This window comes from Sporosarcina sp. P16b (genome assembly GCF_002743065.1).
Taxonomy (GTDB): Bacteria; Bacillota; Bacilli; order Bacillales_A; family Planococcaceae; genus Sporosarcina.
On record NZ_PDYO01000007.1, the window covers coordinates 112241 to 131761 of the forward strand.

Here is a 19521-nt window from a genome sequence, read left to right on the forward strand (position 1 = left end):
AGTCTCCTTTTAATTTGTATTTATTTATCAATAGTAAAGTCAGTGTTTAGTATGTGTATGTTAGGACTGCGTACTTGTTAAAGTTCTCCATTGCACTTGTTGCTTCTGCCTTCTCAGCATATTCAAAGATTCGTACGTTTTCTTGATCAAATAATGTAATTACCCACATGTTTTCCAGTCTCCTTTTAATGTGTATTCATTTATCAATAATAAAGCCAACGCTTAGTATGTGTATGTCAGGACTGCGTAATTGTTAAAGTTTTTCATTGCATTTGTTGCGTCGACCTTCTCAGCATATTCAAAGATTCGTACGTTTGCTTGGTCAAACAATGTGATAACCCACATGTTGTGTAGTCTCCCTTTTGTTTGGCAGCATAGTTCCTTGAATGGAATCTGCTAACCAATTTCTTTTGTTACCCTTATCATACTCTGTTCTACAACAAAAGAAACCGATATGTGAAGCGTTTCACAAATCATTCAAAGTCAAAACGCTTACATGTGTCGCAATTGTGTCTGCAAACGTTTTCTTATTAGCGAAATAGAATTTATGCATATATTTTCAATTTAACTTAATCTTTTCATCAACAAGAAAGTACTTTTTTCAGCAGTTTCTATAAATTAGCCTCTCTGACTAGATATATTTCAACAACACGTACATAAAAAAAACCCGCAGCTACGTACGCTACGGTTAAAATGATCACTTCTTATTTCGTGTAAGAAAGAACGGCATATTTGCTAAAGTTTTTCATTGCGTTCATCACATCTACCTTCTCCGCATACTCAAATAAAGGAATGAGTGTGATCAATCCATCTGTTTCTAATTTCAATTTAGTGTGTCGGTATCAGCCTGTGTATATATATCCATGTTTTAACGTATTGCCTTTACAGCAAATGAATCAAGCTGAAAATTCGTCTGTGTTACCACACGATGGTCGAACGGATTATGGGCCAATGCCTTTCACGATCAATATAGAAGAGGCAATAACACGAAACCAAACGTTCCGTACCGTACTATGGACAGGTGACCATTTTCAGCTCACACTTATGAGTATTTCGCCGGGAGAAGATGTGGGTTTGGAAATGCACCCACATACCGATCAATTTATTCGGCTTGAGGAAGGGCAAGGTATGGTTCAAATAGGACATAGAAAAGATCAAGTAGACCTCGAGCGACACGTTCAAGATCAGGATATTGTTATTATTCCAGCTGGGACTTGGCATAATTTATTAAATACCGGTACTGTTCCTATCAAATTGTATTCTATTTATGCACCGCCAAATCATCCGTACGGTACGATTCATGAAACGAAGGCGATTGCGGAAGAAATGGAATCCCCACATCCTGCTCACAATAAGTATATCTAGTATGCTTAAATATGCTGTTGCTATGATTGAAAAATAAAAAAAGACAAGGCACTCATTTACACAGTGTCTTGTCTTTATCATTTCTATTCACTTCATCCTTATTTATAGGTGTTTAAATACATCGAATGTCGCAAGCTGATCAACTGAATTGGAATATACTATTTTGTCCTTTCACCTAAGCGAATAGGCATTTTGTTTTCACAGTAAAAGATATTTTATAAAAACAGCAACCCTAAGCTAACCACGATAGAAATCGAGAACGCAATTTTACTTAAAAACACAAGCTCATTACTTCTAAACTTCATAACAACTGCCAATACAGCTACAATCCCCATTAAAATAGATAGAGTTTTTTGAATTGTAAAGTTTGTAGGAAAAGATGTAAACGCCAAGTAGGATAAAAGTAGGCCAAATAACATATTGATAATGATTATACTGTTATTGGTTTTACTTTTATATAATACAACTTGAATTCCTATAGCTATAATTATTAAAACTATATACATGATCTCCAATATACCTAATGCCATTTGTGTAACCTCCTTCACATTATTAATTCATTCAGTAATTGTAACATGAAGTCGATACTTACGATATTTCTTCGATCGTTTTTCATTATTTATTCAAATACAGTATCGATCGTTGCGTATTTTACATATCAGTATGATTCCCTAGGGAGATCAAAAACCCCTCAAACTATCCGTCCGAGGGTTTTTAAAATATACATCTATATTTACTAAAATTACTAACCCGTTGTCGCCAAGTTATTTCAACTCTATCAACGCCACACACTCCACATGACTACTATGCGGGAACATATCTACCGGCTGGACTTCCTTCGTGCGATAGCCCCCATCTTCGAGAATGCGTAAATCACGTGCCAATGTTCCTGGATTACAAGACACATACACAATCTTCTTCGGTTTATAAGTTAGAATGGTTTCTAGTAATTTTTCATCGCACCCTTTACGTGGTGGATCGACGACTAATACATCAAATTGCTTACCTTGCGCGTACCAATTTGGAATAACCTCTTCTGCAGGACCTGCTTCAAAATGTGCGTTAGTAATACTGTTTAGTTCCGCGTTACGCTTTGCATCTTCTATCGCCTGCGGTACTATTTCAACTCCGTAAACAGCCTTCGCTTGTTTAGCCAAGAACAATGAAATCGTTCCTATTCCACAATACGCATCCACTACCGTTTCATTTCCGGTTAGGTCAGCATAATCAAGTGCCTGTTGGTACAGTACTTCCGTTTGAATAGGATTTATTTGATAGAAAGAACGTGCTGAAATCTCGAATTCAGTATCTCCAATCCGATCAATAATGACATCCGCTCCGTATAGATTAATCATTTCATTCCCCATGATGACATTCGTATTCGCTGTATTCACATTTTGCATAATAGACGTCACGTTCGGTAATTGTTGTAGAATTAATTCGACTACCGCGTCTTTTTGCGGGAACTTTTTATGTCGCGTAACGAGTACAACCATGACTTGACCCGTCTGACGTGCTTTTCTAACGATTACATGACGTAGCAAACCTTTGTGTGTATGTTCGTCATACGTCTCGATACCAAGCTGTTGAAGTTTATACTTAAGCATCGTCATCAGTTCGTCTGCTTCTTTCGTTTGGATTAGACAAACATCTGTATCGACAATGTGATGTGTACGAGCTTTATAGAAGCCAGTAATTACACGGTCGTTCTCCGTATCAAATGGAATTTGTGATTTATTGCGGTAACGCCACGGATCACTCATGCCTTTTACTTCATGTACAGGCACATCAGGGAGCTTAGCTATCCGATCCATTACATCGCGTACCGATTTGCGTTTTTGTATCAACTGACTCTCATAGGACAAATGCTGCAATTGACATCCACCACATGTCGGGAATACATGACAAGGTGGCGTTACACGGGATGGAGATGGTTCCACGATATTTAGCAGTTTGGCGAATCCATATTTCTTCAATGTCTTCAATACATGGACATCGACTGTTTCTCCAGGCAACGTTCCTTGAATGAATAACGGATAGCCTTCTACTTTCGCTACGCCCGCTCCATCATGTGTCAGATCTTCTATCGTCACTCGTATCTTTTCATTTTTATTTACTGCAAAGCTCATGATTTTTCCTCCATCTTTCAGATACTTCTAGTGTAACACGGGGAAGCAAACAAAAAAACAGACGTAATCACACGTCTGTTTCTTTATTGTCCTTATACTCATTTCTAGTCACTGCATCGTCTTTCAAGACCACAAAGAACGATAATAGTATACCCGCAATGATCACCAAAAAAGGCGCATAGAAAATCAAAAATTCATTCATCGTATTGCCTCCTTATGCATGATGATTTTCGTTTCCTTTTACGTATTCTTTATTGAACAGGAACATACGTAATAGTAAATAAAGCGATGGAATTAGCAACAATAATCCACATATGAAAGCAATGATTAAAGCAACCGCCATTGCTTGGTTCGTAAAGCTATCGTAGATCGTCAAATACGGGTAGAGCAAGTACGGATAATGCGATGCCCCATAGCCAAAGAAAGCGAACACGAACTGTCCCATTAGTAAACTGAACGCCACACCATAATGACGCTGTCTCCAAATGAGGTAAATCGTACCCAGAAACAGTACGAGCGATATCAAAAACAAAGGCCAGAACGTTTGAATACTCTCGTAATGGAGCGGATTATGCTTACGTAATTCAAATATAATCCCGCCAGCTGCGATGATCGTTGGAAATGCCCAGATCAGCGCGTATTTCCTCAAAAGATGCGTCGCCTCGTGATCCCCGGCTTTGTTCGCATACCACGTCAAAAATGCGGAAGAGATATAAAGTGTTGCCGCTATGCTAAGCACTACAATCGACCAAGTTAATGGGCTAGTGAACAACTTCCAGTAATCCAAAACCGGTTGTCCATTCACTATTTCAATAAATCCACCTTCAGAAATTGTTAATACAATCGATAGTGATGCCGGAAGTAATAAACCCGTGGAACCGTAGGCAAATGAATATCCTTTATGACCACGGGCTCCATACGTCTCAAATGCATAGTAGGAACCTCGAACTGCCAGAAGAATAATGGCAAAACTCACCGGGACTAGCAATGTGGTGCCATAATAAAAGGCAGTTTTCGGGAAGAATCCAATAATTCCTACGAAGAAGAATACTAAAAAGACATTCGTTACTTCCCAGACTGGCGATAAGTAGCGCTGAATGACATTAGTCAATATTCGCTGTCTGCCCGTAAATAAACTGTATGCGTTGAAAAAACCTGCTCCAAAATCAATGGCACCAATTAGAATGTAGCCGAACAAAAACACCCACAATACCGTAATCCCAAGAATTTCGATATTCATCGAATGTCACCGCCCCTCTCCTGCTGCCGATCTTTGATTTCTTGTTCTACAGGATTCCTGATGAACATTCTCCTTAAAACAACAACACTACCGACTCCTAGAACCAGGTAAAGAAGCGCAAAAAGCACAAGCATAGTCGGTACTTGCCCGCTAGTTGTCGCGCCTTCCGAAGTACGCATAATATTACGCAATATCCACGGCTGACGTCCTACTTCCGCTAGCCACCAACCCGCTTCAAGAGAAATGAAAACGAGTGGTCCTCCCGCGACAATTAGCCAACGGAATAAGCGTGACTCGACAAATGACCATCTTCGCCACATACCAATCCAGTATATAGCTGACAACATCATTAATGTCATTCCGATCGTTACCATAATATCAAAGAGGTAATGAATATAGAGAGGAGGGATATCTTCTTCAGGAAATTGATCCAACCCAACGACTTCTGCGCTAAGAGATCCATGCGCTAATATAGAAAGTGCGTACGGTATTTTAATGGCGTATTTAACTTCCCCATCGTCCAACACACCATACAAAATTAAAGGAGCATTTTCTTCCGTTTCAAAATGCCATTCTGCAGCCGCCAGTTTTTCAGGTTGATACTCTGCTAAATACTTACCTGATAAATCTCCAACCAACACTGCACTCACACTAAAAATGAATCCCACTTTCAATGTCAGATATAACGCTTTTTTATGATAGACGTGATTCGAACCACGCAACAAACGGAATGCTGCAATAGCCGCCAATAAAAAGGCGGATGTCATATAAGCTGTCCCGACTACGTGTGCCACTTTTGTGGGCATGGCAGGATTAAACATTGCCACAAGTGGATTGACGTTAATTAATTCCCCATTCACTAGGTTAAAGCCTTGTGGTGCATTCATAAAGGCATTTACAATGGTTATGAATACTGCGGAGAATGAAGCTCCAAGCGCGACAGGGATAAGGAGTAGAAAATGCTTCTTTTGATTTTCAAAACGATCCCATGTATAAAGGTAAATACCGAGGAAAATTGCTTCAAAGAAGAAAGCGAATGTCTCCATAAATAATGGTAATGCAATCACATTTCCCGCAAGCTCCATAAAGTTCGGCCATAATAAGGACAACTGCAAACCAATTGCTGTTCCTGTCACTACCCCTACTGCCACCGTGATAACGAAACCGCGTGCCCAACGTCTAGCCAACAAAATATAATGCTCATCGTTTTTCTTGATACCCACCCACTGGGCTAGCATAATCATGAGCGGGACACCGACCCCTATGGTGGCATAGATAATATGAAACGATAAAGTTAGTTCGGTCAAGATTCTAGAATATAAAACTGGATCCACACAGGCCACCTCCTCTTTTCACGAGAATAATCTTCCAATAATTGATAGCAACATTATACCCGCTACAATAAATGCCAACCACATCAAACGCTTTTCTTGACTTTTATACACCCAATCACTCCTAAGCACAATTCTATTTTAGGCTTTCCCTTAAAACACCTTTCAATAACCTATTTAAAGCGATTTGTTGAAATTTAGACGTATTTCTGCATTCATAGCACATCTTATTATTGTATACTAATAAATTAACCCATTTCACTTGTAATTTGTTAGTTTTTACAGTATAATTAGTTAACTAATGAGAGGTGAAAGTCAATGAAAAGAGTAAAAAGAAAAGTCATAGCGTATATTACAAAAGGGGAAGGCAGACACCGTAAATTGCTCGTTTATGAGCAAAAGGATCAGCCTGAAGCAGGTTTACAAGTTCCTGGTGGTACAATCGAACGCAACGAACTATTATTGGATGCATTATATCGAGAAATCGAAGAAGAATCCGGTATCGTGCGTGATGAACTTATACTAGAAGGTAAAGTAAAAGCTTCAAAATATTTCCCTGAAGATAAAAATGTAATTTATGAACGTACGATTTTCCACTTTTCCTATACAGGAGAAAACAAGCACGAATGGGAATATATCGTAGAAGGTGAAGGTAAAGACGCAGGTCAATTATTCAGCTATCGTTGGATGCCGTTGAAAGAAGTGCCAAAGTTAGCTGCTAAACAAGGAGAAGCGATTGAATACATCTGATATCGACCTGATACGATGCGCATTGCATCGGGCTCACCCAATTAATTTTTCACAATAAAAGACTATTCCATCCGAACGTTAGTAATTCGACTGGAATAGTCTTTTTATTATTTCTTTTATTTGATTTGCTTCACTTTATCCTGAGGGCGTAATTTCTGAAGCGGTACGAACATCTCGACATGTTGATACAAATTTTGGAAAGTTGCTGGCAATACGCCACCGTACTCTCCATCTAAGTTCAATAACACTTCGTCTTTGGAAGTCACCACAATTTTTTCCGCCTTCGCTGAAACAACTAAAGGATCATCCAGATGTTCTCCGCGGGAAGCTAGCGTAACCACACGAATAAATTCGGCAATATTGCATTTCTTTAAAATAAGCAATGTAAAATATCCATCGTTGATACTGGAGTTAGGTGCTAATTTCTCAAACCCGCCAACCGAGTTGGTCAAGCCAATCAAAAACATCATGGCTTCCTCATCAAATACATTTCCATCATACTCAATACGAAGATGACTGGAATGTATGGAAGGCAACATTTCAATTCCTTTTAAATAATAAGCCAACTGACCAATTACTGTTTTTAAACGGCTTGGAACTTCATATGTCAATTCCGTCATTCGGCCGCCACCCGCTATATTAATAAAGTAGCGATCATTCATCAAACCTACATCGACCGGAATCGAATCACCTTGGCAAATGATATCTACAGCGTCATCTATTTCTCTTGGTATACGCAATGCTCTTGCAAAATCATTCGTTGTTCCCATAGGTATCAAGCCGATTTTTGGACGTTTGTCAAAATGTCCGACACCTTCAATTACTTCATTGAGCGTCCCATCGCCACCTGCAGCAATAATCACATCGAAACCTCTGCGAACCGCGTCTCGCGCTGCCGCTGTTGCATCACCCTCGCAAGTTGTAGCGTGAGCGGATGTTTCATAACCCGCATTCTCCAATTTTTCGAGGACTTCTGCTAAATGTTTACGGAAGACTTCTCTTCCTGCAGTCGGATTATAAATAATGCGTGCACGTTTCATACACTTTCCCCTCGATCCTTTCGCGTCTGAAACAAATCAGACCTTTACCATTTTCAAATGGTTTCTTACACATAATTATTGAGACAATTGTAAAACAGGAAGCCATGGCGACCGAATATCACTATAAACGGCAAGCCAATTATCGGGCTTAGATGTATATTCAGCCATCAACTGAGAATAAAACATCTTTTGTTTATCTTCAAAATCAGGTGCATCTTTAGCTGGCAACTTGGCACGACCATCCATGACAAACTTTTGAAGTACTGGTGCCCGTGGTCCCCACTTACCCACTACCTCACCTGCAGCATTTAATAGCAGATACATAGGAATCGAACGTCCACCATTCGTCAAATATCGATCAATCAGCTCTGGATTTTCATCCCTCAAAACAGCGCGAACATCTAGATTGGCAGCTTCAGCAATTTTTCGAAGGATGGGATTATTTAGCATGGCATCTCCACACCAGTCTTCTGTAATGACTAAAATATGGGGTTGCTTTTCTTTCAACAATTCAATAAATTCATCATCCTGTGGTACTTCAAATGCATTATAGATCAAAAAACTGTTTTCCTTATTTGTTTCCATTTTGTCCATATTCGTTTGAAGGGATACAGCATCTTCAAAATATTGTTGTTCTGTTTTCAATACAATCCCCCCCTGTTTCACTGTGTAAGTTAACGTGGAAAAACGTCCAGGTTCAGGCTATTTTGACCTCTCCTGGAACGTTTTCATTTAATTGATAGATTAGCGCTTCTTGATCTCTTCCATCAATAATTTATTAACAAGTGGTGGATTCGCTTGTCCTTTGGTAGCTTTCATAACTTGTCCAACTAAGAACCCAACTGCGCGATCCTTACCATTTTTAAAGTCTTCTATTGATTGTTCGTTGTTGTCTAGAATTTCGGTAATGATTGTACGCAATGTACCTTCATCGGAAATTTGGACAAGTCCTTTTTCTTTGACGATATCGGCAGGGTTTCCGCCTTTTTTCACGAGATCAATAAATACTTTTTTCGCGATTTTAGAAGAAATCGTACCATCTGTAATCAATTTTACAAGTTGCGCCAAGTTTTCAGGCGTCAGTGGAGTATCGTGCAGTTCTTTCGATTCTGCATTTAAATAGGCAGATACATCCCCCATCAACCAGTTGGAAGCCAATTTAGGATCCGCTCCAGCTTTTACTGTTGCATCAAAGAAATCAGACATTTCTTTTGTTAAAGTTAGTACGTGTGCGTCATATTCCGGAAGATCCAGTTCAGACACATAACGTGCTTTACGAGCATCTGGTAATTCAGGAATTTCTTTACGAACACGGTCAATCCATTCCTGTTCAATATGAACTTCAGGTAAGTCCGGGTCATTAATAAAGCGATAATCATTGGCACTGCCTTTAATCCGCATCAATACCGTGTCACCAGTTGCCTCATCATAACGACGAGTCTCTTGTTGAATAGTACCGCCAGACAAGAGAATCTTTTCCTGACGCGCTACTTCATTAGCAATACCGCGGCGAATAAAGTTAAACGAGTTCAAGTTTTTCAACTCTGTCTTCGTTCCAAATTTTTCTTGACCGTATGGACGTAAGGAAATATTTGCATCACAACGAAGTGAGCCTTCTTCCATACGTACGTCAGATACTCCTGTATATTGAATGATCGCTTTTAGTTTTTCCAGAAATGCATATGCTTCCTCTGGAGAACGCACATCTGCTTCTGTAACGATTTCGATTAACGGTGTTCCTTGACGGTTTAAGTCGACTAATGAATAGCCATTTTCTGTATGCGTTAGTTTACCTGCATCTTCTTCTAAATGTACACGTTCAATACGGATTTTTTTCTTCTTACCGTCTACTTCAATTTCAATCCAACCGTTTGCTCCTACAGGACGCTTGTCTTGAGAGATTTGATAAGCTTTCGGATTATCAGGATAGAAGTAATGCTTGCGGTCAAAGTTCATGATCGGCGCAACGTCACAGTTTAGTGCCATAGATGCCTTCATTCCAAATTCAACAGCTTTTTTATTTAACGTAGGTAAAACACCAGGATACGCGATGTCTGTTACGTGTATATTTTTATTCGGCTCTGCCCCAAAATGAGCGGGTGCTGGAGACATGATTTTAGTATCTGTTTTAAGCTCTACGTGGATTTCTAATCCGACAATTGTCTCGAAGTTCATGATTATTTCCCCTCCTGAATCGATGGAGTGCGTTTGTGGAAATCAGTTGCTTGCTCATAGGCATGGGCGACTTTATATAATGTTTCCTCGTCAAAGTGCTTACCCATGAGTTGCATTCCAACTGGTAGTTCGTTAACGAAACCACACGGTACGGATAGTGCTGGACGGCCTGTCAGGTTCGCTGGTACAGCCAAGACATCATTTGCATAATGAACGAGCTGATCACCGCCTGTTTCGCCAAGTTTAAATGCTGTTGTAGCAGCAGTTGGTCCAATTACTACATCATACTTTTCAAATACAGAGTCAAAGTCTTGTGCAATCAATGTACGTGTCTTTTGTGCGCGTACATACAGATCTTCATGATGATCCGCACTCATTGCATACGTACCGAAAATAATGCGTTTTTTCACTTCATCACCAAAACCTTCTTGACGTGTACGGAAATATGCTTGTTCGAGGTTTTCAGCGTTTTCAGTATGATAGCCATAACGCAATCCATCAAAACGTGAAAGATTGGATTGAGCTTCTGAAGAAGAGATTACATAATACGTAGTTGGCGCATATTGAATATGTGGCAATTCTACTTCTTCACAAACCGCTCCAAGTGATTCCAATACAGAAATTGCTTCTCTTACTGCCGCTACGATTTCTGTATCAACACCTTCGCCTAAGTAAGGTTTCGGAACTGCAACCTTCAGACCTTTTATGTCGCCTGTAAGAGCTGCTGTGAAATCAGGAACTGCTTTTGCAGAAGATGAACTATCATTGTCATCTTCTCCCGCGATTACACTTAGCAATAATGCGTTATCTTCCACAGTACGTGACATGGTACCGATTTGATCAAGTGAGGAAGCAAAAGCTGTCAAACCAAAACGTGAAATACGACCGTATGTAGGTTTCATTCCAACAATTCCACAGAATGCAGCTGGTTGACGAACTGAACCACCCGTATCCGAACCGAGGGATAGTGGGACTTCACCTGCTGCGACCGCTGCTGCCGAACCGCCTGAAGAGCCACCGGGTACATAGTCTGTATTCCAAGGATTTAATGTATTACCGAAAAAAGATGTTTCAGTTGTAGAACCCATTGCAAATTCGTCCATATTGAGTTTTCCAATATTAATTGCGCCCGCAGCTTCCAATTTTTCTATAGCCGTAGCATTGTAAACAGGTACGAAGTCTTCCAACATTTTACTTGCGCATGTTGTCTTCATATCTTTTGTTACAATATTGTCCTTAATACCGATTGGAACTCCGAAAAGGCGGCCACGTGTAGTTGCAGCTTCTTGATCAAGCTGTTCTGCACGCTTTGTTGCCTCTTCTTTTGCGACGTGAATGAACGCGTTGATTTTCTCTTCGTGCTGTTCAATCGTTTGTAATGTTGCCTCTGTTACTTCTTTAGCAGTAACTTCCCCTTTTTGTAAAAGAGCTTGAAGTTCAGTTGCTGTTTTACTAGTTAACGTCATCACTTTTCCTCCTACTGTCATTGTGCCAATAATAGTATTTTATACTGTGAATTCGATTACAGAATATCCGGAACCTTGATAAGTCCATCTTCCTGATCTTCTGCACTGGCCAGCATTACTTCACGGTCCAAGATATCTTTTGGCTCATCTTCACGTAAGACGTTGATCATAGCAACTGGGTGCGTCATAGGTTTTACACCTGTAACATCCACATCTTTTAAATCACTTACACTTTCAATCAAATCTGCTATCTTTGCAGAGAAATTTTCTTTGTCTTCCTCGGAGAGGCCAATACGGACGAAATCCGCAAAATACTTGACGTCTTCTTTCGAAAATGTTGTCATACATCGTTCCTCCTCATTTTGCAATCGTACAATTAATCATACCATTTAATCAGTTTCTTGGAAAGTTCGTGTTACTCCCTAAAATCTGTTAATATCCGTAGACGTGTACAAACGGTTCCTCCCGATCCTTGTCATTTACAATCAGCACTTCGGGCCCATTTACTGAGGTAACACTTACTTCAATGGGAACATCTTTAAAATGTGTTTTAACCAATGAAGTTAAGTATTGTGAAAACCCAATCAGCTCCGTCTTGCCAAAAAATTGTATAGGAATTTCCACGCGTAATGAATTGAGTTTCTGATCTTTATAAAAAGCTGTTCCAATGACATTTACAAAGCTCGGGAAGTAATCATCAATGTCTTGTTTGAAGTTCTTGAATGTCGTATTCAAGTCACGATAATTCCCTGTTGTTGAAGTCGCGGGAAGTAATACATACTGCTCGTCTACTTCTTTCCAACCCGTGAATTCTTTTTTTCCTTTTGCAGCAAATGAAGTGGCAAAATATGTACCGGGTACAATATCGTTGCGACTTTCTTGCTTAAACAGTCCAACCGCTATTGGTATATCAGCAAGCTCTGGTTTACTGCGTAACCGACTTAAAATAATATCCGCCATCTTCTTGCCTTTTTCTTCAATTGTTTTATCATCAATCCGACGTTCACTGGCTTCACGTGGATAATACACCGAATTCATCGCTAGTCCAATAGAAATGCCAGCCAATTTCACTTTTTTATCGTCCGTCATTTGTAAATAGTTTTGCTCGACGATATGTGCAAGATATATCGGTGCCTCATCTGCAATTTGAGCCGGTGACATATCATCGGTTATTGCGGGATTGAGACCTGCTTCAAAATTGGATTTTCTGGAGATCCATTGCTTCGCAGTATCGCGGTCAATATACTGACCCTCCTGGAAGAAATAATCTTTCGGGTCGTAATACAACGATGACAGGCGCAGTAAGCCTTCCTCTGTTTCCTGAATATCGTACTTCGTATGGAGATTATTGACGATCAACCCCCGGCTGGCGCTCTTTTTAAATGGAACCGGTGTCCGGTAATAGGATTTTTTAATTTGAGCATCAGGGATGAGCACCATTTCCTGCTCACTCTCTTCTGTTTCCTGCACTGCTTTTTCCTGATCATCGCTCGGCGAAGGTACACAGCCTGTCAGCAATACTGCCGACAGAATACCCGTTATAAGCCATTTAGTCTTTCTTTTCATTCATATCCACTCCAAGGGCATCAAGCATAGCTTGTTCGTCCCAAATTTCAATCCCCAATTCTTTTGCTTTGGTCAATTTGGATCCTGCATCTTCACCCGCAATGACCAGATCTGTTTTCTTACTAACACTGCCGCTAACAGTTCCGCCAAGTGATTCAATTTGTTCTTTAGCTTCACCACGCGTCAATTCTGAGAGCTTTCCTGTCAATACGATGGTTTTTCCGGCGAAAGGTCCAGTAGTTGGCAACTCTTCACGTGTGGCACCTTTATAAACGGTATTTACACCGTAAGAGCGCAACTTGTTCATCACTTCGTGAACTTCTTCTGTACTAAAGTACGTTGTCACAGAATCAGCAACTATCGCACCGATTTCAAAAATCTTCATAAGGTCTTCTTCTGTTGCTTGTTCTAACACATCGAGAGTACGGTATTCTTCCGCTAAGATTCTTGCAACTTTTTCACCGACATGACGAACACCCAATCCAAATAGCAATTTTTCCAATGAATTCTCTTTCGACTGTTCAATGGCCGTCAAAATATTTGCTGCGGATTTCTCACCGATCCGTTCCAAGCTCAATAGCGACTCTTTCGTTAAAATATATAAATCAGATACATCTTGTACCAAATTAGCCTTATACAATTGTTCAATAAGCTTTTCGCCCACGCCATCTATATTCATGGCTCTTCTTGAAACGAAATGGATTAACGCTTCTTTCATCTGCGCGGGACATTTAGGGTTCACACAACGCAGCGCTACTTCCCCTTCAATCCTAACAAGTTCTGAATCGCAAACAGGACAGTTGTCAGGCATATGGTATGGTTCTTCTTCACCCGTTCGCTGTTCTTTCAATGACATGACGATTTCAGGTATGATATCGCCTGCCTTTCGCAACACGACGTGATCACCGATACGAATATCTCTCTCTCGGATCAAGTCTTCGTTATGCAAAGATGCTCGTCCCACTGTCGTACCTGCCACAAGAACGGGCTCAAGAATAGCTGTTGGTGTCACTACACCTGTCCGCCCTACGCTTAACTCAATATCCAACAGTTGAGTGTGCACTTCTTCTGCAGGGAACTTATAGGCAATTGCCCATTTAGGACTCTTTGCCGTATAGCCCAGTTGCTCCTGCGATTCGAAGTTATCGACTTTTATTACAATACCGTCAATTTCATAATCAAGGTGTAGTCTATTTTCTGACCAGTAGGCTACGTAGTCCAATACTTCTTCAATTGTTGTACAACGCTTACGTTCTTTATTCGTCGTCAAACCTAGTTCATCCACTTTATTGAGCGCATCCGTGTGACTATCTAGACCATAGACATCTGCATCGCCGCCTACCGCATAAATGAAAGTAGCTAAATTTCTGCTCTCTGCTACTTTTGAGTCTAGTTGACGAAGTGATCCCGCAGCTGCATTTCGTGGATTGGCAAAAGGAACTTCACCCGCTTCATCACGGTATTCATTCAATTTAACAAATGAATTCTTCGGCATATACGCTTCGCCACGCACTTCAATCGTTAAAGGCTCATTCAATTTATGTGGAATTGAGCGAATAGTTTTTAAGTTAGCTGTGATGTCTTCTCCAACTGAACCATCTCCACGAGTAGCGCCCTGCACAAGGCGACCTTCTTCATATTGCAATGAAACGGCAAGACCATCGATCTTCAGTTCACAAACATACACCGCGTTACCTGTTGCTTCTTTTACCCGTCTATCGAAATCCTTTAAGTCTTCTTCATTAAAGGCGTTCGCTAAACTTAGCATTGGATAACGATGAACGACTTTTTTAAACACCTCAAGTGGTTCTCCACCCACCCGTTGTGTCGGTGAATCAGGATAGATCAAGTCGGGATGTTCTTTTTCAATCGCCAACAATTCCTTCATCTTCTTATCATATTCTGAATCGGGAACGATGGGGGCATCCAAGTCATAGTATGCGCGCCCGTATTTATGCAATGTTTTATTGAGCTCCGCTACCCGCTTCTCTAGTTCTAGAACATCATCCATCTATTTTCCACACTCCTTAAAGAGGCTTTATTCTTTTTCAATCGGTGCGAATTTAGCTAATAATCGCTTAATACCTACTGGATTTGGGAATGCAATATCCAGTTCCATATCATCTGCTTTACCTTTAACACTCACAACCGTTCCAGTTCCCCATATTTTATGGGATGCCTTGTCTCCGGGTTTCCACTGCATTTTTTCTCCGCCACTTTCATTATAGGCTGGACGTTTGACCGCAGGACGTTTGGCTTTTGCTTTAGGTGCTTGGGCGAAAGGTACACTCATGCCATTCCCATCGGCCAACAGCTCTGTCAGTTCTTGCGAGATTTCATTGAGGAAACGGGATGGTTGATTAAAGCTTGATTTACCGAACAACATCCGGTGACCTGCGCTAGTCAGGTAAAGGCGCTGTTCCGCGCGTGTAATCGCCACATACGCGAGTCTTCTTTCTTCTTCCATTTCTTCCGGATCTGTCAGTGCCCGAATATGTGGGAATATGTTTTCTTCCATGCCGAGAACGAAGACCACGGGGAATTCTAAGCCCTTTGCTGCGTGCATCGTCATTAGGACGATTTTTTCAGTAGAAGTGTTCTCTTCTTTATCCAACGTATCGATATCCGCTACTAAAGCGAGGTCTGTCAAGAATGCAACGAGTGAAGGTTCCTCCTCTTCTTCCGCAGCACGTTTCTCAAACGCTTCTGTAACCGATAGGAACTCTTCAATATTTTCCAGACGGCTTTCTGCTTCAATGGATTTTTCTTTTTCCAACATCTCACGATAGCCTGACTTATCAATGACTTCTTTCACTAGTTCAGTTACTGATAAAAACTCTTGCATTTGAGTGAATCCATTGATGAGTTCATGGAATTTTACCGCTTCTGTTAATGCTCGTTTAGGTAAACCCATGAAATCCACTTCCTGCAGCGAATCAAATATGGAGCGTTCATTTTGTAATGCAAAAGTAGCCATGCGTTCAAATGAAGTTGCACCGATGCTTCGTTTAGGTTCATTAATGATTCTCGCTAAAGCTAGGTCATCATCGTTATTCGCAATGAGACGTAAATAGGCGAGTAGATCTTTAATCTCTTTGCGGTCATAGAACTTCGTCCCGCCTACAATTGTATAATCGAGATTTGACTTCAATAAATATTCCTCAATTAGACGAGATTGTGCATTAGTTCGATAGAGTATCGCAAATTGATCCAATGTTAATCCTAGTTTTTCTTTTAACTCAATGATTTGTTGCACAACAAATTGTGATTCATCTTTTTCGTCGCGCGCTTTATAGATTGAGATTAATTCGCCCTCGGGGTTATCTGTGCGCAATTTCTTATCATAGCGACTTTTGTTATTGTCGATCACTTCATTTGCTGCTTGCAAAATTCTCTTGGTGGAACGATAGTTTTGTTCCAAAAGAATAACATTCGCTTCTTTATAATCTTTTTCGAAAGACAGAATATTACCGATATCCGCACCACGCCAGCGATAGATTGACTGATCGGAATCGCCTACTACGCAGACATTACGGAATTTTGATGCCAGCATTTTCACGAGACGATACTGCGCGTTATTTGTATCTTGGTACTCATCCACATGAATATACTGAAATTTATTTTGATAATACTCGAGCACTTCAGGAACTCGTTCAAACAAGACCGTGGTCATCATAATTAAATCATCAAAATCCATTGATTGGTTCTGACGTAGTTTTTTAGTATAACGATCGTAAATATCTGCTACTGTACGTTCATGAGGGTTTTGAGGATTCGAATTTTTCCGGAATTCAATCGCATCCATACATTCATTTTTCGCATTGCTAATTATTCCGAGCATTGCTCGCGGATCATTCTGCTTCGGGTCGAGATTCAGTTCTTTCAAAACACGTTTCATTGCAGTTAGTTGATCCGCACTGTCAAGGATCGTGAAGTTTTTGGATAAACCGATTCGATCCACGAACCTACGTAGAATTCGAACACACATCGAGTGGAATGTTGAAACCCACATACGTTCTCCAGAACCCGGACCAAGTAGGCCATCAATTCGGTCACGCATTTCACGTGCCGCCTTATTGGTAAATGTAATGGCCAATATATTGGAAGGATACACTTGTTTTTCCACAACCAAGTATGCAATTCGGTGCGTCAATACACGAGTCTTTCCTGAACCAGCACCCGCCATAATTAGCAAAGGGCCTTCTGTCGTTTTGACCGCGCGCGCTTGCTCAGGATTCATGCCTTTTAGTAAATCATCTGATAGTTTATTCATATTCGTACCGCCTTTAATGAACATTTGTTCTCATTATATATTACTCACACAGGTAAAGGAACAGATTTCACAGCATCGACTGTTTTAAGAGCCATTTGTAGATTTTCGTATACAACATTTCCTACCACTACAGTATCTGCAATGGCCGCCATTTCTTTTGCTTGTTCTGTTGAGCGAATTCCACCACCATAAAAGAGGCGAGTGTTAGTTAGTAACTCTTTCGCTGACCGAACAATTTGTGGATCACCGTATTGTCCACTGTACTCTAAATAAAAAATCGGCAAGGAAAATAAGTGTTCAGCCATACGTGCATATGCTTGTACATCTTCTTCATCCGGAACACGATCTACACCTGTCACTTTCGCGGCTGTACAATCCGGATTTAAAATGCAGTAACCTTCTGTAACCATTTCATCGAAGTTCATCATGTGGCCGTATTCTCGAAGTGCTTCGTGATGCAAACCGTTCAGCCATTTCGAATCTGTCGTATTTAAGACCGTTGGAATGAAGTAATAATCGAAGCCTGGTGTTACCGATTCTACAGTAGATACTTCTAATGCAAGTGGCACGGAAAAGCGACGGAAACGTGCAAGTAAATCAAGTACGTTTTCCAATGTAATTCCGTCAGATCCACCGATGATGACTCCATCTGTTCCAGATTCCGCCACCGCTTCTATCTGTTCATCTGAGAGGTATTTGGCCGGATCAATTTTAAATGCATGCCGCCATGTTTTATAGTCCATATTTTCTTTCCACCTTCTTTTAGTATATTCGTTTTATATAACTTTTAAAAAACCGGTGGGGTTTTATCCCTGGCCGGTTGTGTTAGTCGTTTTTTGTTTGGTTGTTTTGGAGTTCAGGATAGAGTCGATCCAACATGAGGTTGTAACCACCAGACCCGTAGTCTACGCAACGACGTATGCGGGAAATCGTAGCTGTGCTTGCACCTGTTTCTTGTTGGATACTATCATATGTTTTTTTCAGTTTAAGTTTATGTGCGACGTCCAGTCTTTGTGCTAGTGATTGAACTTCGCTCATCGTGCAAATGTCATCGAAAAACATGTAACATTCTTCTACATTTTTCAGCTGTAGAATGGCTTGAAACAATTGATCTATTTGTTCTCCGCGAATTTTATCTATTTGCATGTTCTCGCCCTCTCTCTATGTCGATCTTACGGAGTATAAGTGACGGAAGCAGAAGGACCCGATAATGATGGAACAATGTGGATCCAAGTTTTTCCTACGGTTAATTTAACAGGTATACCTTGATCCATTGGAGTTAAAAACCCATCTTTATTTTGCCATTCGATCGGTTTAGCGATCCCTTCATGAAACAGCATAGCAGGGCCACCTGATTCTAGATCTATTGCAAGTCGGCCTTTTTGATCAACTGTTTGATGATCCATTTCCATCACGATAATATTCGCTAATTCTATTCGTCGTTCGTTTAACTTATCCACTGTATCAATGCCATTGACAGAACGATAATACCGATTTGCTTGTTGATTATATTGATACGTACTAATAAAATTCGGGTCTGAACTATACGATACTTGTACCGTTGATGCCATATCCCCTATTTTATCACTTTCATTAGGATTTAGGAAAGAAAAGGACGGCCGTGCAGTGATCTTTTCAGAAGCATTCACGAGACTAAAAGCTTCTTCAATATGTCCCTTTGAAATATAAGAGTTATGTGGAGCACGGCGTTCTGCTGAACGTTCGAATAATGTCCCGTCATGATTTATGCCATTTATATGATCGACTACTCGATCATCAAGTAATTTTTTTGCATCCGGACTATAACCGTGCGCTATATAAAATGCATCCATACCTACAGCTAATTGTACAAAATAATCACGTGCACTTCGAATTGGCCCTAACTGATCCGGTACTTTACTTTGAAAAAGTGCAGCATAGCGCGTAACTTGACCTTCTGCTAAGAATTCATATATCTGATCGGCATCTGAAAGTCCCGACTGCGGACGTGCAGCAGGTATATTGCTAATGGTCGCTAAAACAGGACGGTTATCTATGGAGTCTGCAATTATCTCGCCTGTAAACAACGATACTTCATTCGTTTTTTCTTGTTCCTCCGGTTCAGATTGATCTTTCGAAGAACAACCTCCAAGACATACTGCGCTAACTAAGGCTATCATGAGTAACTTCCGTCCATTCCCTAACAA

The 19521-nt window shown here is 40.5% G+C and carries 20 protein-coding genes; 2 read left to right on the top strand and 18 right to left on the bottom strand.

All coding sequences use genetic code 11. The annotated features are described in order from the left end of the window. Positions 1-46: 46 nt before the first annotated feature. Both CSV77_RS17270 and CSV77_RS17275 read right to left on the bottom strand, forming a co-directional pair. Positions 47-169, bottom strand: coding sequence for a hypothetical protein (locus CSV77_RS17270; RefSeq protein WP_255397360.1), 123 nt, complete (start codon positions 167-169; stop codon positions 47-49). Between the two features lie 53 nt (positions 170-222). Next, entirely contained in the window at positions 223-345 is a 123-nt protein-coding gene (locus CSV77_RS17275; protein ID WP_255397323.1) for a hypothetical protein, read from the bottom strand. 387 nt (positions 346-732) lie between these two features. Between CSV77_RS17275 and CSV77_RS10400 the strand changes: the two genes are divergently transcribed. After that, positions 733-1365: a cupin domain-containing protein gene (locus tag CSV77_RS10400; RefSeq protein ID WP_369802754.1), complete on the top strand. Its 633-nt coding sequence runs from the start codon at positions 733-735 to the stop codon at positions 1363-1365. Positions 1366-1580: 215 nt separating this feature from the next. Here the strand turns inward: CSV77_RS10400 and CSV77_RS10405 are convergent, their stop codons facing one another. The 5 genes from CSV77_RS10405 to CSV77_RS10420 all read right to left on the bottom strand — a co-directional run bounded on the left by CSV77_RS10405 (position 1581) and on the right by CSV77_RS10420 (position 6068). After that, on the bottom strand, positions 1581-1895 hold the full coding sequence (locus CSV77_RS10405) for a hypothetical protein (protein WP_099673367.1): 315 nt from the start codon (positions 1893-1895) through the stop codon (positions 1581-1583). A 234-nt stretch (positions 1896-2129) separates the two neighbouring features. Further along, entirely contained in the window at positions 2130-3494 is a 1365-nt protein-coding gene (rlmD, locus tag CSV77_RS10410; protein WP_099673368.1) for a 23S rRNA (uracil(1939)-C(5))-methyltransferase RlmD, read from the bottom strand. A 67-nt stretch (positions 3495-3561) separates the two neighbouring features. Then, positions 3562-3696 carry a cytochrome bd oxidase small subunit CydS family protein gene (gene cydS, locus CSV77_RS17280; RefSeq protein ID WP_255397320.1) on the bottom strand — a complete coding sequence of 45 codons (135 nt, stop codon included), beginning with the start codon at positions 3694-3696 and terminating at the stop codon, positions 3562-3564. A 12-nt stretch (positions 3697-3708) separates the two neighbouring features. Beyond that, positions 3709-4734 (bottom strand): cytochrome d ubiquinol oxidase subunit II, encoded by a 1026-nt coding sequence (locus CSV77_RS10415; RefSeq protein WP_099673369.1) that lies wholly within the window; start codon positions 4732-4734, stop codon positions 3709-3711. Further along, entirely contained in the window at positions 4731-6068 is a 1338-nt protein-coding gene (locus CSV77_RS10420) for a cytochrome ubiquinol oxidase subunit I (RefSeq protein WP_099631688.1), read from the bottom strand. Before CSV77_RS10420 ends, CSV77_RS10415 begins: the two co-directional genes overlap by 4 nt. Before the next feature lie 315 nt (positions 6069-6383). Here CSV77_RS10420 and CSV77_RS10425 point away from each other — a divergent pair, with 315 nt between their 5' ends. Then, positions 6384-6815 carry an NUDIX hydrolase gene (locus CSV77_RS10425; RefSeq protein ID WP_099631687.1) on the top strand — a complete coding sequence of 144 codons (432 nt, stop codon included), beginning with the start codon at positions 6384-6386 and terminating at the stop codon, positions 6813-6815. Between the two features lie 116 nt (positions 6816-6931). Here CSV77_RS10425 and CSV77_RS10430 read toward each other — a convergent pair whose 3' ends face one another. From CSV77_RS10430 to CSV77_RS10480, 11 genes are all read right to left on the bottom strand, one after another. Beyond that, on the bottom strand, positions 6932-7855 hold the full coding sequence (locus tag CSV77_RS10430) for a diacylglycerol kinase (RefSeq protein WP_099673370.1): 924 nt from the start codon (positions 7853-7855) through the stop codon (positions 6932-6934). Between the two features lie 75 nt (positions 7856-7930). Further along, positions 7931-8500 carry a thioredoxin family protein gene (locus CSV77_RS10435; RefSeq protein ID WP_099673371.1) on the bottom strand — a complete coding sequence of 190 codons (570 nt, stop codon included), beginning with the start codon at positions 8498-8500 and terminating at the stop codon, positions 7931-7933. Between the two features lie 99 nt (positions 8501-8599). Beyond that, the gene (gene gatB / locus CSV77_RS10440; protein WP_099631684.1) at positions 8600-10030 is read right to left on the bottom strand and encodes an Asp-tRNA(Asn)/Glu-tRNA(Gln) amidotransferase subunit GatB; all 1431 of its coding nucleotides are present in this window, start codon (positions 10028-10030) and stop codon (positions 8600-8602) included. A 2-nt stretch (positions 10031-10032) separates the two neighbouring features. Then, positions 10033-11496, bottom strand: coding sequence for an Asp-tRNA(Asn)/Glu-tRNA(Gln) amidotransferase subunit GatA (gatA, locus tag CSV77_RS10445; protein WP_099636902.1), 1464 nt, complete (start codon positions 11494-11496; stop codon positions 10033-10035). A gap of 56 nt (positions 11497-11552) precedes the next feature. Next, positions 11553-11840 (bottom strand): Asp-tRNA(Asn)/Glu-tRNA(Gln) amidotransferase subunit GatC, encoded by a 288-nt coding sequence (gene gatC, locus CSV77_RS10450; RefSeq protein WP_099673372.1) that lies wholly within the window; start codon positions 11838-11840, stop codon positions 11553-11555. A gap of 88 nt (positions 11841-11928) precedes the next feature. Further along, on the bottom strand, positions 11929-13062 hold the full coding sequence (locus tag CSV77_RS10455; protein ID WP_099673373.1) for a CamS family sex pheromone protein: 1134 nt from the start codon (positions 13060-13062) through the stop codon (positions 11929-11931). Further along, entirely contained in the window at positions 13046-15073 is a 2028-nt protein-coding gene (ligA, locus tag CSV77_RS10460; protein ID WP_099673374.1) for an NAD-dependent DNA ligase LigA, read from the bottom strand. Before ligA ends, CSV77_RS10455 begins: the two co-directional genes overlap by 17 nt. A 27-nt stretch (positions 15074-15100) precedes the next feature. Beyond that, positions 15101-17335: a DNA helicase PcrA gene (gene pcrA, locus CSV77_RS10465; protein ID WP_099673375.1), complete on the bottom strand. Its 2235-nt coding sequence runs from the start codon at positions 17333-17335 to the stop codon at positions 15101-15103. 44 nt (positions 17336-17379) lie between these two features. Continuing rightward, positions 17380-18078, bottom strand: coding sequence for a heptaprenylglyceryl phosphate synthase (gene pcrB, locus CSV77_RS10470; protein ID WP_099673376.1), 699 nt, complete (start codon positions 18076-18078; stop codon positions 17380-17382). 82 nt (positions 18079-18160) lie between these two features. Continuing rightward, on the bottom strand, positions 18161-18481 hold the full coding sequence (locus tag CSV77_RS10475; protein WP_099631677.1) for a YerC/YecD family TrpR-related protein: 321 nt from the start codon (positions 18479-18481) through the stop codon (positions 18161-18163). A gap of 26 nt (positions 18482-18507) precedes the next feature. Next, on the bottom strand, positions 18508-19494 hold the full coding sequence (locus tag CSV77_RS10480; protein ID WP_233212219.1) for a DUF3048 domain-containing protein: 987 nt from the start codon (positions 19492-19494) through the stop codon (positions 18508-18510). Positions 19495-19521: the final 27 nt, after the last annotated feature.